Origin of the sequence: Bifidobacterium sp. ESL0763, assembly GCF_029433395.1 — a bacterium.
Classification (GTDB): domain Bacteria; phylum Actinomycetota; class Actinomycetes; order Actinomycetales; family Bifidobacteriaceae; genus Bifidobacterium.
Genome location: NZ_JAQTHW010000002.1, coordinates 1,477,834 through 1,490,939, shown reverse-complemented (window position 1 = coordinate 1,490,939; position 13,106 = coordinate 1,477,834). Strand labels below are relative to the sequence as shown.

Here is a 13,106-nt window from a genome sequence, read left to right as displayed (position 1 = left end):
TCACTTGCGGCGGCTGCCCCTGGCTGACGGCCCCATGGTTGGTGAACCCAATAGGGTTGAACCGCCCCACGGCTTTCCCGCCGGCACGCCTCAGGCGATGAAATCCTCCTTGGCCAGCGCGCGCACCGCCTTGTCGCGGATCTGGTCGGGATTGATGCCGGGCTTGGCGAAGAGCAGCACCTCGGCCTCGATGCCGGTGGCCGAGAATCCGGTGAAATTGACATGGGGCTGGTTCTTGCGCACCGTCAGCCCGGTGGTGGCGCGGCCGACCTGCTCCAGCACGCGCCTGGTCACCTCGCCCAGGTCGCTGCCGGGTTTGACGGTGAATGCGACGCCCACGCACGCCTCGCCGGCGGGGGTGATGCGTTCGAGGGCGGAGGTGTTGAGCACCGAGTTCGGGATGATCAACTGGTTGCCGTTGCGTTCGCGCACCATGGTCTGCCGCCAGGTGATGTCCTCCACGGTGCCGGTGACCCCCGAGACGACGACCTGGTCGCCGGGGTGGATGACGTGGCCGAGCATGAGCCCGAAGCCCGAGAAGATGTTGGCGATGGTGTCCTTGAGGCCCAGGGAGATCGCCACGCCGCCGATGCCCAGGGCGGTGATGATGGTGGTGGGGTTGATGCCGAAGACCGGCTGGAGCACCATGGCCGCCGCGATGATCCATATGGCGGCCAGCGTGAGGTTGATGAAGATGGAGGCGTTGGGGATGTTGGAGTGGCCGAGCAGGCGTCGAAGCCCGCGTGTGACGAGTTTCGAGATCACGAACGCCACCACGAGCACGGCGACGAGCAGGGCGATCCTCAGCTCGTTGGTCCATAGCCAGTTCCGAACGGTTTCCATGCCTTAGATTCTACTTGGTGCGCCTGTCTTCGTGCCCACTGCCGGAAGCGGCGGTGAGGAAGGCAGGCGCACCAAGTGATGGAAACGCCGAAGGCGAACGGCTAGCGTACGTTGGCGCCCGAACCGGCTGACGGCGTCGGGCCGGACGTCTTGCCATCGTCCGCCTGCTGGCCGCTCTGCAGGGCCTGCAGCTCGGTGATCAGTTGGTCGACCTGCTGCTTGAAGTCGAGGTCGTTGGTCTCGGCGGCCGCGATGCCCTTGAGCAGCGACTCGTTGCCGCGCTCCAGGGTGTTGCGGAACATCTGCACCCAGAAGCTGGGCATGCTGTTGCTGGAGACCGAAAGGTAGAGGGTGCGCGCCACCACGGCGGCGTCGAGGTTGCTCCACTGCTCGAGTGAGGTCTCCTTGGAGAGGCGGGGCCACATGCCCAGGATCGCCATCAGGCCGCCGATGGAGAACTCCAACAGGACGTCCTGCGTGGCCGACATTTCGGGGTCGAGGTGCTGCCACTGCATGAAGCCCTCGCGCAGCGCGTCGTGGACGGTCTGGATGAGCGCGGGCGAGGTGTGCGGGCCCACCGTGAGCGCCAGGCGGTCGATGTTGGTGCGGCTGCTGGGCACGCCGAGCAGCTGCATGACGATGCCGTTCCAGGCCCTCGACGGGTTGGCGGTGAACTCGGGCATGGAGTTGTTGATGCTCTGCACGCTGTGCTTGATGGCGGACTCGGCCAGGTTGTCGAGCTTGCAGTAGTGGTAATAGAAGGAGTTCCTGTTGACGCCCGCCAGATCCACGATGTCGGTGACGGTCACCTTGCCGTAGTCGCGCTCGCTCAGCAGCTTCCAGAACGAGTTCTCCATCCGTACCGTCGCCGGCAGCTGGCCTGAATCCTGTCGTGGTCTTGACATTGAGTATCCCCTTAACGAAACGAGTCTTTCACAAAAGCAAACCTATTGATAATTTTAAAGGATGAGGTCCTTGTTTATTTCTTTGCGCCGAATATCGTGAAAGATGGCCGAAAACGAAAAACAATGATACGGCAACCTTTCACCAATAGATACTCTTCGTATGTAATGACTATTTAACCATATAGATAATGAGAGTTGCCTAGGAAAAACGCAAAAACTGTCGTACAGGTCACACTTTTTGTTATTATGCTGAGAGGATAAAAAGATTGAAGAAATGATATTTTCCGCCGTTTTTCGTTGCGGTGCCGCGGTTCCGGAGTGTCGGACGAAGTGTCGCGAAACATTGACCAAATATATCGCAAATTGACACTGATAGCGTAATTTGCTTCCGTCCCCCAAGCGTGTCGTCCAAAAGCGATCCCCGGACGCGCGCGGGATGTCGGCCGGAACGGGAATCGGACGGTACTTGCCCTAAGTCGGCACCGGTTGTATACTTGATAAGTTGTGTGTTGCCTTCGCGCGCCAAAACGCGGGTCGGCGGCATCGAGACTTGCAAGTCAAAACAGTATAGGGAGTCCATTATGGCAGCTCGTTGCGCAGTGTGCGGCAAGGGACCGCAATCCGGTTACAGTGTTTCGCATTCACATATTCGCAATAAGCGCACCTTCAGCCCGAACCTGCAGCCGGTTCGCACCACCATCGACGGGCAGAACGTCCGCATCCGTGTGTGCGCCAAATGCCTCAAGGCAGGCAAGGTTCAGCGCGTGGCCGCGTGAAAGCGAGTAGTAACTTTCGAAACCTCCGTACGTCCTCGGACGCCGGAGGTTTTTTGTTGCCCGCGAGGTAGCCGCGTGATGGCGGTGGTATGGACGGCAGGCGGACGAATGTCCAGCGCCACGCTAATAATCAAGCTTTGCTTCGGGAGTTGAGGGGCTCCCGGTCAACAGTGGGCGCTGGATGCGCCGCCCCTTATAAGACAGCGCGTATAAACGCGTGTACACGAATGGCCCGTGCGACCGTAAAACGGCGATAAGACGCGGGTATGAAATGGAGAAGAACAACATGGGTTCTGCCATGTCGCAGACTGCTGCGCCCGAAAACGGGGAATCGCAGCGCAATGAAAAGCCGCAGGCACCGCAGGGAGCGATGAAGGCGCGCGTGGATGTGAAGCATCCGAACCTGACGATGCTCGGCCTCTATCTGGGCGCGTTTTTGGGCATGCTCAGCGAGACCGCGATGAATATCGCGCTGCCGGCACTGAGCAAGAGCTTCGGCATCGGGCCGGGCACCGCGCAGTGGATGGTGGTGGGCTACATGCTCGTCATCGGCATCGTGCTGCCGTTCACCAGCCTGCTCTTAAAGTGGATCCCGGCCAAGCCGCTGCTGCTCTTCGCGCTGGCGATGTTCTTCATCGGCTCGTTGGTCTCCGGCTTCGCGCCGAGCAGCATGTTCGTCGTGCTGCTCATCGGCCGCATGATCCAGGGCATCTCGACCGGCCTGGTGCTGCCGATGATGTTCGCCGTCATCCTCGAGGTCTTCCCCTTGAACAAGATCGGCGCCGCGATGGGCATGGCCGGCCTCGTGGTCATGTTCGCCCCGGCCATCGGCCCCACCCTTTCCGGCGCGCTCATCGGCGCGTTCTCCTGGCGCGCGATCTTCTACTTCTTCGCCCTGATCGCGGCCGTGGCCTTCGTCGCCGCCGCCATCTGGATGGTCAACGCCTACGCGCTGACCCGTCCGAAGATCGACCTCATCTCCTGCATCGCCTCCATCCTCGGCTTCGGCGGCCTGGTGCTCGGCGTGAGCCTCATCAGCGACCTCGGCTTCACCTGGCAGGTCATCCTCATCCTCGTGGTCGGCGTCGTGGCCGTCGCCTTCTACAGCTACCGCCAGCTGCATATGTCGAACCCGATCATCGACCTGCATGCGCTGGGCATCCGCCAGTTCACCGTCGGCGCGCTGATCGTGATGATGAACTTCGGCATCACCCTGGCCACCATGTACCTGATGCCCCAGGAGCTGCAGAACGGCATGGGTGTCAAGGTCGCCATGACCGGCCTGGTGATGCTGCCCGGCGGCGTCGTCAACGCGCTGGTCTCCATGCTCGCCGGCCGCCTCTTCGACATCGCCGGCCCGAAGTGGCTGGTGCGCGGCGGCCTGGTGCTCTCCATGATCGGCGTCGTCCTGCTGATGCTCGCCGGCCCGCAGACCTCCATCGCCTACATCATCTTCGCGCACGTCGTGCTGATGGTCGGCATCCCGATGGCGATGAATCCGGCCCAGTCCTCGGCGCTCGCCTCGCTGCCGCAGCACCTGTCGACCGACGGCTCCACCATCCTCAACACCATGCAGCAGGTCCTCGGCGCGGTCATCACCGCCGTGGCGACCATCCTGCTGGCGGCCGGCCAGGCCTCCTCGCACACCGGCGGCAAGGCGATGGCCTTCGTCACCGGCTCGCGCTGGGGCTTCGCCTTCGCGCTGGCGCTGGCCGTCATCGCGTTCCTGGTCTCCTTCGGCATGGCCCGCCAGACCAAGGCGGACGACGCCGCGAAGCGCTGAGAAGCGCAATGAACGAAGCGCCTTGCGCCGGCAGGATCCATCTGGGAATCCGCCGGCGCAAGGCGTGGCTCCGCTAGTTCCGACGATGCCTCCAATACGTGGCCAGCGCACAGCCGGTCAATGTCGTGAGCAGGATATCGGCGATGAGGCTGTCGGCTTTCGCTGACAGCGCGACCGCCAATGTCACGACGAATTGGATGATTTCGGGACTGTCGGAGTCCTTCTTCTGTTGGGACATGATTCCATGTCCTCCTTATTGTTAGACCGCGCCACGATGGACGCGGCGAGGTCATGCGGCCGAACAGTCGCACGATCGCCTTGCCTCCGATGAAAAGGTTTGGCGATGAATATATCGTATCCTGTAATGCGAATATTTGTCGTGGATGCTATACTGCTGGTATTGGTTATGACACGATGACTCATGGGAACATTGCCGTCATTCAAGCTTTATCCGGTGAGGTTGTAACCGATGTTGGACAGTGTCCTTCTTATTGTTTGACCGTCGGCCCCGGTGCCCGCAATGGGTATCGGGGCCGAGGTGTACCCGCTGGCATCGCGGGTTGTGCGCCCTCTTTTTCGTTGCTCGCTGCCTATAGAATGGGACCATGAGCAACACCGTCACCACCGCAACCCCGATTTCCTCGCTGATCGCCAACAAACGGCGGGTCAGCGCGCTCAAGGGGCTCGGCGTGGTGAGCGTGAGCGACGCGTTGACCTACTATCCCTTCCGCGTCACCGAGCCGGTGCCGCTGCGCGCCATCCGCGAGGCCAGGGTCGGCGCTCCGATGGCGTTCGCCGCCGTGGTGCGCTTCGTACGGGTCATCCCCATGGGCGCCCGCCGTGGCTACCGGCTCGAGGCCGTCGTCGACGACGGCGCGTTCGCCGAGAGCAGGCAGGTGGCCGCGTCGAGCTGCCGCTTGGTCTTCTTCTCGCACAAGAAACCGTACATGAACTGGATGAGTGGGCGCCTGCACCAGGGCGCGGACGTCGTGCTCGCCGGCACCCCCACCGAGTTCAACGGCCAGCTGCAGTTCACCCATCCCGAGGTGCTCACCGTGATGCCGGAAGGCGCGGCCGTGTTCGCCGATCCCGCCAGCGGTTCCGTTGCGGCCGTTGCCGCCAGCGCGGGCGAGCTTTCCCTCGACGGTACTCCCAGCCAGACTGATGGACGTTCGAATGCCGGTGCCGCCCCCGCCGGTTCTGGTGATTCCGCTGCGCATTCCCAGCCGGCGTCGCAAGCCGTTGGCGAGTCTGCCGACCCGTCCGCACCTGCCGGCACGAACCCGTCTTCCAGCGGTTCCGCGCGCCCCGGCGTCGCCGATGTCGCCGCGCGTGCCAACGCCCTGAGATTCGACGCCTCGAGCGCCTACGAGGCCCTGCAGCACGTCTGCCGGCCGCGTCCGGTCTACCACGCCACCTCGCGCATCTCCAGCGAGCACATCCACGAGTCCATCGTCGCGATGCTCGACGCCCTGCGCGCCAGCGGAAAGACGAAACTTCAGGAAACCGGCGGTGCCGACGATGACGTTGTTACCGATAATACAGCGGTTGATGCCGCCGTTGCCGATAACGCCGACAATGCCGATAATGTTGCCGAGAATCAAGTCGCCGACAGCAAGACGAAAACCCTCGCCCTGCGCGCCGCTATTCCCGACATTTTGCCGCAGGACGTCATTGCCTCGAAGGGCCTCATGCACCGGGCCGACGCCTTCGCCGCCATCCACGACCCGCGCTCGACCAAGGCCTTCCACGAGGCGCTGGCCACCCTGCGCTATGAGGAGGCGTTCGTCTCGCAGGTCTCCGTGCTGCAGGACCGCGAGCGCGCCCGCGAGGCCAAGACCTTCGAATGCGGGGATTCCGGGCTGCGCGCACGGTTCGTCGACTCTCTGCCGTTCACGCTCACCGACGGTCAGCACGACGTCATCGACACCATCTGCGAGGACATGGCCCGCGCCTACCCGATGCAACGGCTGCTGCAGGGCGAGGTCGGCTCGGGTAAGACCGTGGTGGCGCTCGCGGCCATGCTCCAGGCCGTCGGCGCCGGCTATCAGGCCGTGCTGGTGGCACCCACGTTGGTGCTCGCCGAACAGCATTTCCAGACCATCAGCGGCATGGTCGCCAAGATCGGCGGGGCCGGTGAGGACGACGACGCCACGGTGCCGGTGACGCTGCTGACCGGCGGGATGAGACTGGCTGCCCGGCGCAAGGCGCTCGCCACGGCGGCCAGTGGCGAGCCAGGCATCATCGTCGCCACGCACGCGGCGTTCTCCAAGCGATTCCAGGCGCCGAACATGGCGCTGGTGGTCATCGACGAGCAGCATCGCTTCGGCGTCGAACAGCGTGAGATCCTGCGCGAGAAAGGCGAGAAGACGCCGCACCTGCTGGTCATGACCGCCACGCCGATTCCGCGTACCGCCGCGATGACATGGTTCGGTGACCTCGACATCTCGTGGCTCACCGAGCTGCCCGGCGGCCGCAAACCGATCCGCACGTTCATCGTGCCCGAGGCCGACGGACGGATGATGGGCCAGATGTTCGTGCACATCCGCCGGCGCATCGACGCGGGGGAGCGGGCCTATATCGTCTGTCCGCGCATCGACGCCGACCCCGGGGACGATGCCGACGTGGCTGGTGCCGGTAGGGCTGGCGGCCGCGGAGGCCGACGAGCCACCGCTGGCGCCGGGGCCGATGACGTGGAAAGCGGCTTCGTGGAGGTCGACGATTTCGGCGACGAGAACGGTGACGGCACGCCGAGCGAACCCAAGCCGCCGCTGCACGCCGTCGACGAGATCGCGCGCCGGCTCTCGGGCCTGCCGCAGTTCCAGGGCATCAGGTTCGCCACCCTGACCGGGCGCGACGACGACGAGACCAAGCGGGCCGTGATGGCCGACTTCGAGTCGGGCAAGACGCCGGTCCTCGTGGCGACCACCGTCATCGAGGTGGGCGTGGACGTGCCTTTGGCGAGCTGCATCACCATCTTCGACGCCGACCGCTACGGGCTCTCCCAGCTGCACCAGCTGCGCGGCCGTGTGGGCCGTGGCGGTACCGATTCATGGGCGTTCCTCGTCTCGCGCGCCGAGCCGGGCAGCATCGCCGAGCAGCGGCTGAAGGTCATCGAGGGTTCGCTCGACGGCGCCGAGATCGCGCAGGCGGACCTCGAGCTGCGCGGCGCCGGCGACGTGCTGGGTGACGCCCAGTCCGGCGGCAAGTCCGGCCTGAAGCTGCTGCGTGTGGTCAAGGACGCCAAGATCATCGCCGATGCGCGGCAGGCCGCCGAGGCGCTGCTCGAGCGCGATTCGGGCCTGGCCGGCGAGACCCAGCTGGCCGGCGCCGTCCTCGACTTCACGCGTGGTGGCGAGTCCGAGATCCTCAGCAACTGAGCGACTTGGCCAGCTGCTGTGCCTGCTATTGGGCACTATTCCAACACCGTTCAAAGAATAGTGACAGATACGACTCCTGACTGTCACCCTTTTGAGAATGTTGTTGGAAAATGGCCATGTACGGTCGTCAAGTGTCATCATTTTGGCGACGTTGTTGGAAAATGGCTATGTACGGCCGCTGACTGTCATTATTGTACGAATGGCCGTTTGTTGGGTGGGTTGCGGTAGAAGGCGAATGCGATTCGTTGTCGCTGACGATGGCGGCGTACAACGGTTGTTGGTGTGGTGGGATCGTCACGGGGCTATCGTTGCCGCGGGATAGGGTAGCAACATGCGTGTGATTGCGGGACGATTCAAGGGCTTCGAACTGGCGAAGGCCAAGCCGGGCACCAGGCCGACGACCGACCGGACCAAAGAGGCCATCTTCTCGAAGCTCGAGGCATGGGGCATGCTCGACGGTGGCCGTGTGCTCGACCTCTTCGCCGGCACCGGCGCGCTGGGCATCGAGGCGCTCTCGCGTGGCGCCGACGAGCTGGTGGCCGTGGAATCGGCCGGACCGGCCGCCGCGCTGATCGACAAGACGCTGGGCAAGCTCAAGCGCAACCGCTCATGGGACGCCCGCACGATGAGGGCACGCGTGATGCGTAAGCGCGCCGAGCGCATCGCCCCCGGCTACGATGGTCCCGCCTTCGACGTCATCTTCGCCGATCCGCCCTACGCGCTCACCACCGAGGAATGCGACCGGCTCATCGCCGACCTGGCCGCGTCCCCGGCGAGTGACGAGCGCACGCTCATCGTCTTCGAGCGCTCCACCCGTTCCGAGGCGCTTACATTGCCCGAAGGCTGGCACACCGCCGACCAACGCGACTACGGCGAGACCGCCGTCTACTACCTCGAAATGGCGTGAGGGCGCTTTGCTGCCCGGGATTATGTAAGTTATGCTTGACGTTTTTGGGCAGCGCGATGATCGGGCTGACTATTGGGAACGGGCGGTCAGTCGGCGCGTTTGCGGGGGTGGGGGCCGGAGACCTCCCAACCCAGTGCCATCAGGGTCTTGCGGTCGGCCTTGTTCAGCGCCTTGCAGTCGAGCCGTTCGATGAGGTCGGGGCGCAGCCGGTCGGTGTGCGCGATGGCCTCGTCTCGGCGGAAGCGGTCGACCTTGCCGTGGTCGCCGCTCGTGAGCACGTCGGGCACGCCCATGCCGCGCCAGACGGCCGGTTTCGTGTACTGGTAGTGCTCCAGCAGCGCGTTCGAGCCGGTGTAGGATTCCTCCACGATGGAGTCGGGGTTGCCCATGAATCCGGGCATCAGGCGCGTGATGGCCTCGAGCATCACTGAGACGGCCACCTCGCCGCCGTTGAGGACGTAGTCGCCGATGGAGTATTCGCGCACGTCGACACCCTGCGCGCGGTAGTAGCGGGGGATGCGCGCGTCGTAGCCCTCGTAGCGGCCGCAGCCGAAGACGAGATGGCCGGCCCGCGAGAGCTCGGTCGCGTCGCGCTGTGTGAAGAGCGGCGCCGAAGGGTTGGGGAAGATGAGGACGGGCTTGGAAAGATCGGCTTCAGGCGGGTCGGGCGTTTCGCTGCCGTCATCCGCCATCTCGACGGGCTCGAGCCCCAGCAGGTCGTCGAGGCATTCGGCCCAGACCTCGGGCTTCATCACCATGCCGGCGCCGCCGCCGACCGGGGTGTCGTCGACCGAATGGTGCACGTCGTGGGTCCAGTCGCGCAGGTCGTGGGCGCTGACGTCGAGCAGCCCGCGCTCGATCGCCTTGCCAAAGAGGCCCACGTCGAGGGCCTTGAAATACTCGGGGAATACGGACACGATATCGATCTTCATGGTTTCCAGTGTATCGTGGCCGCCGTTCCACGCCCGCCGTGGAAGGCGCCCGTGCACCGTTTCTGCGTGAAAAGCACCGGCGTGGCCCATGGCACCATTGCCGATGGCATGGAAGCGCGAATGACGCGTGGCATTGCGAAAACCGCAAACGTGGCCGATGGGCATATCGCCGGAACGGGAACATAAAAACCGTGCGCCGCCCCTCAATCGGAACGACGCACGGAATACACGGCAAATATGGTCTAGAGGCCGGGAACCAGCCCGTTGGGCGGATCCACGGTGAGATAGCGGCCATCCAGGTCGATCTCGGGCACCAGCTCGTCGACGAACGGCACCAACGCGGTCTTGACGATGCGCTGGTCGTTCGTCTTGCCGGCCTTGCCCGCATCGCCAGTGTCGCTTGCGGACGTCGGCGCGGACGTGTCCAAGGGCCTGAAACCGCCATCCTTGAGCTCGGCCATGGGTGTGGCCAGGCGGATCTTCAGCAGCGACTGCGCCGGCCCGTCGATGACGTCGACGACCTTGCCGATGACCTGCCCGGCCTTGCCGGCATCGACCCCGTTGGAAGGCTCCTCGGCGACGCGGGCCTCGAGCCCGATCAGGTCCTTGGGGTACCAGGCGTCCTCCTCGGCCATCGCCTCGGGGTCGTCGGCCTCGGCGTAGAGGTCCAGCCCGTTGAGCGCCTCGGAGGCGTCACGGTCGTCCACGCCCTCGAAATGCAGGATCCAGCGGTCCTTGAACGTGCGCGAGTGGGCGACGGCATAGGTACGTTGGCCGTCACGCGTGCAAAGCTCGGCGCCGGGCGCGAACCTGCGCTCCGGCTCGTCGGTGAACGTGAGGACGTTGACCTCGCCCTTGAGCCCCTGCGCACGCCCGATACGGCAGACCCTCAACAGTTCACGCTGCTGAGGGTCTGCCTGCTGCGAAATGGTTTCGGCGCTCACCGGCGGACATCCATGATGTCGACGCGCACCTTGTGGTCGGCCAGGGCCTGCACCACGGTGCGGATCGCGTTGGCGGTGCGGCCGGAACGGCCGATCACGCGCCCGATGTCCTCGGGGTTCACACGCACCCGCAACAGCTCGCCGCGGGCGTTCTCGTGGGACTTCACCGACACATCATCGGGGAAATCGACGATATTGGAAATGAGGTGTTCCACAGCTTGCGCGAGCATGATTACTCGGCCTTCTCGGTCTTCTCGGCCTCGTCGGCGGCAGGCTCCTCGGCCTTGGCTTCCTCGGCGCCGGCCTCGTCGGCCTTCGCCTCGTCAGCGGCGGCGGCTTCGGCGGCCTTCTCGGCCTCGGCCTTCGCCTTGGCTTCGGACTGCTTGGCCTTGCGCTTCTGCGCATCGGCTTCCACGGCCTCGACGCGGGCGGCGGCATCCGGACCGTCTTCGGCGGTCTTCAGCGTGCCCTCGGCACCCGGCAGACCCTTGAACTTCTGCCAGTCGCCGGTGATCTTCAGGAGCTTGAGCACCGGATCGCTCGGCTGTGCGCCGACGCCGAGCCAGTACTGGGCGCGCTCGGAATCGATCTTGATCATGGAAGGCTGCTTGTTAGGATCGTACAGGCCGATCTCCTCGATCGACTTGCCGTCACGCTTCTTGCGCGAATCCATGACGACGATGCGGTAGAACGCATAGAACTTCTTGCCCATGCGCTTCAGACGAATCTTGGTGGCCATTATGGCTCTCCTTGTTACTTGAGTGCGGACGTCCACTCGCGTGTGGGGCACACGAACGTCGGTCCACGTGTTCCTCATGGCCTGCGGGTTTGAGAGGGCCCCGCACCCATGAATAACTTTTCAACTATAGCGCGCCGGCTGGATAGGGCCGGGGCGGGAGCGGAACCGGCACCGGGCGGACATGGCGAGAGGGCCACGGGAATGTTCCCATGGCCCTCTCACAGACTATTCTTTTCTCAAATATTCATCAGGCGCAGGCCGAGGATTGCCTGAAGCTGGCGAGGATCTTGTCGAACTCCTCGTTCACCTCCTGCAACGTCACCTCCTGCTCGACGCCGTCATCGGCGGCATCGCACAGTTTCTGCGTCGCCCAGTCCTTGATGGGCATCTCCTCCAGGGCCGCTGCTCGCTTCATGAGTGCGAGTTGGTCGGCCGTCAGAGGAATAACAAACTGAATATCTGCATTTTGTGTTTTATTCATATTCATTCTTCTTTGCATTCGACATTGAACCCTTACTTTTAGTATTGGTTCAAGCCTTCTGGAAGGCAACCAACAAGACACAATATGGACACGTAGGACGTTTGTCAACAGGGTCTCGAGTTCCGGGTGTTTTTTCATGCACGGCGAACGGTTTTGCCGCCTGTGAACGATGGTTTGCGCCGGAGGGCGAGGGCGTATGGATGGGGGTATGGCGACGGGGAGCGTCACCAGTTTCGGATGGGTCCGGCATGCCGGCAAGGCGTGTGCGCTGCTCTACTTACGGGACGGTGCGTTTCGTGGAGGGTCAGCGTGTGCGCAGACGGGCGGCCAGGGCCAGGTGGTCGCTGCCGGGGACGACGAAGGTCTCGGCGTCTGTGGCAGCGACGCCAGGGGTCGTCAGGATGTGGTCGAGCTCGAGGCGGGGCCAGCGCAGCCAGGTGGGGAAGCTCGACACCCGCGCGTGGCCGGCGGTGAGTCCGGCGTCGCGCAGCCCGTATCGCAGCAGGGCACGGAAGCTGGGATGGTCGGCGTTGGAGTTGAGATCGCCCATGATGACCGTCGCGCGCATGGTGGCGGGGGCTGCCGGAGTAGGTGCGTTGGGTGCGGATGCCGCGGTGGCGGACTGCGACGGCGCCTGGCCTGGTGCGTGACCGGAGTTGTCGGTTGCGGTTGGCTCGTTTACGAAGGAGAAATGATGGGCGAGTTCGCCCAGTGCACGGATGCCGTACGACCATTCGTGGCAGCCGCGCATCGGCGACTTGGGGTGCGCGCTGTGGAAGGCGATGCCGCCGGCGATAATGCCCGGCACGTCGGCCGCCTCGATGCCCAGCGTCGCATCTTTTTGGGCTGTGACCGGCAGGCTCGTGAAGATGCCGTTGAATCCGCCGTTGTCGTCGTGGCTCCTGCGGCCCAGCTGCCGATGGGGCAGCAGCGTCGACAGGCCAGCGGCATCCAGTTCCTCGACCAATCCCGTGGTGAGCTCCTGCAGGGCCAGCAGCGAGACATGCCGTTGGCGCACGGCATCGACGATGGCTTCGGCGCCGGCATGGCCATAACGGCAGTTGAGGGTCATGACGGTGATGGCGTCCGTGGCTTCGGCGCCCTCCACGGATGACGCCACATCGTGGCCTTGCCGGTCGTCGTTGCCGGTCGGGGCGCGACGATCGAGCCATCTGCGATACCAAGGCGAGGCGAACAGACCGGTGCCGACGGTCAGCGCCACCGCCACGACGGCGACGGGCCAATGACGCGAGACGAGCGCCACCAGGGCGATGAGGCACGAGGGCATCCAGAGGAAGCGCGCGAACGCGAGCAGGTAGGGGACCGGACGATGGCCGTCGGCGCCCGCCGGCAGGAAGCGCAGCGCCCACCAGAGCGCGATGAGGCTGAGCGGGATGCTCAGTGCGATGGTCATGT

General features: G+C 64.3%; 13 protein-coding genes. 4 read left to right on the top strand and 9 right to left on the bottom strand.

From position 1 onward, the window contains the following. Window positions 1–90: 90 nt before the first annotated feature. Window positions 91–843 (bottom strand): mechanosensitive ion channel family protein, encoded by a 753-nt coding sequence (locus PT282_RS06830; protein WP_277168776.1) that lies wholly within the window; start codon window positions 841–843, stop codon window positions 91–93. 101 nt (window positions 844–944) lie between these two features. Beyond that, window positions 945–1,748, bottom strand: coding sequence for a TetR/AcrR family transcriptional regulator (locus PT282_RS06825; protein WP_277168775.1), 804 nt, complete (start codon window positions 1,746–1,748; stop codon window positions 945–947). Window positions 1,749–2,329: 581 nt separating this feature from the next. Between PT282_RS06825 and rpmB the strand changes: the two genes are divergently transcribed. Next, window positions 2,330–2,524 carry a 50S ribosomal protein L28 gene (gene rpmB, locus PT282_RS06820; protein ID WP_277168774.1) on the top strand — a complete coding sequence of 65 codons (195 nt, stop codon included), beginning with the start codon at window positions 2,330–2,332 and terminating at the stop codon, window positions 2,522–2,524. A gap of 286 nt (window positions 2,525–2,810) precedes the next feature. Next, window positions 2,811–4,307 (top strand): MFS transporter, encoded by a 1,497-nt coding sequence (locus PT282_RS06815; protein WP_277168773.1) that lies wholly within the window; start codon window positions 2,811–2,813, stop codon window positions 4,305–4,307. Between the two features lie 73 nt (window positions 4,308–4,380). On the opposite strand, the gene PT282_RS06810 is transcribed toward PT282_RS06815, so the two are convergent. Beyond that, window positions 4,381–4,545 carry a hypothetical protein gene (locus PT282_RS06810; RefSeq protein WP_277168772.1) on the bottom strand — a complete coding sequence of 55 codons (165 nt, stop codon included), beginning with the start codon at window positions 4,543–4,545 and terminating at the stop codon, window positions 4,381–4,383. Window positions 4,546–4,912: 367 nt separating this feature from the next. On the opposite strand from PT282_RS06810, the gene PT282_RS06805 reads away from it, so the two are divergent. Both PT282_RS06805 and rsmD read left to right on the top strand, forming a co-directional pair. Beyond that, window positions 4,913–7,687, top strand: a complete 2,775-nt coding sequence (locus PT282_RS06805) for an ATP-dependent DNA helicase RecG (protein WP_277168771.1) — start codon at window positions 4,913–4,915, stop codon at window positions 7,685–7,687. 331 nt (window positions 7,688–8,018) lie between these two features. Further along, a complete protein-coding gene (gene rsmD / locus PT282_RS06800; RefSeq protein ID WP_277168770.1) occupies window positions 8,019–8,594 on the top strand; it encodes a 16S rRNA (guanine(966)-N(2))-methyltransferase RsmD in 576 nt (191 codons plus the stop codon). A gap of 86 nt (window positions 8,595–8,680) precedes the next feature. Here the strand turns inward: rsmD and trmD are convergent, their stop codons facing one another. The 6 genes from trmD to PT282_RS06770 form a co-directional block, all read right to left on the bottom strand. After that, window positions 8,681–9,526 carry a tRNA (guanosine(37)-N1)-methyltransferase TrmD gene (trmD, locus tag PT282_RS06795; RefSeq protein WP_277168769.1) on the bottom strand — a complete coding sequence of 282 codons (846 nt, stop codon included), beginning with the start codon at window positions 9,524–9,526 and terminating at the stop codon, window positions 8,681–8,683. A gap of 242 nt (window positions 9,527–9,768) precedes the next feature. Further along, complete coding sequence (gene rimM, locus PT282_RS06790) at window positions 9,769–10,455, bottom strand: ribosome maturation factor RimM (RefSeq protein WP_277168983.1); 687 nt, start codon at window positions 10,453–10,455, stop codon at window positions 9,769–9,771. Window positions 10,456–10,466: 11 nt separating this feature from the next. After that, window positions 10,467–10,700, bottom strand: a complete 234-nt coding sequence (locus PT282_RS06785) for an RNA-binding protein (protein WP_277168768.1) — start codon at window positions 10,698–10,700, stop codon at window positions 10,467–10,469. Between the two features lie 2 nt (window positions 10,701–10,702). Further along, window positions 10,703–11,209: a 30S ribosomal protein S16 gene (rpsP, locus tag PT282_RS06780; RefSeq protein ID WP_277168767.1), complete on the bottom strand. Its 507-nt coding sequence runs from the start codon at window positions 11,207–11,209 to the stop codon at window positions 10,703–10,705. 247 nt (window positions 11,210–11,456) lie between these two features. Further along, the gene (locus tag PT282_RS06775; protein WP_277168766.1) at window positions 11,457–11,624 is read right to left on the bottom strand and encodes a hypothetical protein; all 168 of its coding nucleotides are present in this window, start codon (window positions 11,622–11,624) and stop codon (window positions 11,457–11,459) included. 370 nt (window positions 11,625–11,994) lie between these two features. Then, window positions 11,995–13,104, bottom strand: a complete 1,110-nt coding sequence (locus PT282_RS06770; RefSeq protein ID WP_277168765.1) for an endonuclease/exonuclease/phosphatase family protein — start codon at window positions 13,102–13,104, stop codon at window positions 11,995–11,997. Window positions 13,105–13,106 lie beyond the last annotated feature (2 nt).

What these genes read in the sequence shown, in the direction of transcription:
- PT282_RS06830 (WP_277168776.1), bottom strand. Translation starts at nt 843, where the DNA reads ATGGAAACCGTTCGGAACTGGCTATGGACCAACGAGCTGAGGATCGCC.
- PT282_RS06825 (WP_277168775.1), bottom strand. Translation starts at nt 1,748, where the DNA reads ATGTCAAGACCACGACAGGATTCAGGCCAGCTGCCGGCGACGGTACGG.
- rpmB (WP_277168774.1), top strand. Translation starts at nt 2,330, where the DNA reads ATGGCAGCTCGTTGCGCAGTGTGCGGCAAGGGACCGCAATCCGGTTAC.
- PT282_RS06815 (WP_277168773.1), top strand. Translation starts at nt 2,811, where the DNA reads ATGGGTTCTGCCATGTCGCAGACTGCTGCGCCCGAAAACGGGGAATCG.
- PT282_RS06810 (WP_277168772.1), bottom strand. Translation starts at nt 4,545, where the DNA reads ATGTCCCAACAGAAGAAGGACTCCGACAGTCCCGAAATCATCCAATTC.
- PT282_RS06805 (WP_277168771.1), top strand. Translation starts at nt 4,913, where the DNA reads ATGAGCAACACCGTCACCACCGCAACCCCGATTTCCTCGCTGATCGCC.
- rsmD (WP_277168770.1), top strand. Translation starts at nt 8,019, where the DNA reads ATGCGTGTGATTGCGGGACGATTCAAGGGCTTCGAACTGGCGAAGGCC.
- trmD (WP_277168769.1), bottom strand. Translation starts at nt 9,526, where the DNA reads ATGAAGATCGATATCGTGTCCGTATTCCCCGAGTATTTCAAGGCCCTC.
- PT282_RS06785 (WP_277168768.1), bottom strand. Translation starts at nt 10,700, where the DNA reads ATGCTCGCGCAAGCTGTGGAACACCTCATTTCCAATATCGTCGATTTC.
- rpsP (WP_277168767.1), bottom strand. Translation starts at nt 11,209, where the DNA reads ATGGCCACCAAGATTCGTCTGAAGCGCATGGGCAAGAAGTTCTATGCG.
- PT282_RS06775 (WP_277168766.1), bottom strand. Translation starts at nt 11,624, where the DNA reads ATGAAGCGAGCAGCGGCCCTGGAGGAGATGCCCATCAAGGACTGGGCG.
- PT282_RS06770 (WP_277168765.1), bottom strand. Translation starts at nt 13,104, where the DNA reads ATGACCATCGCACTGAGCATCCCGCTCAGCCTCATCGCGCTCTGGTGG.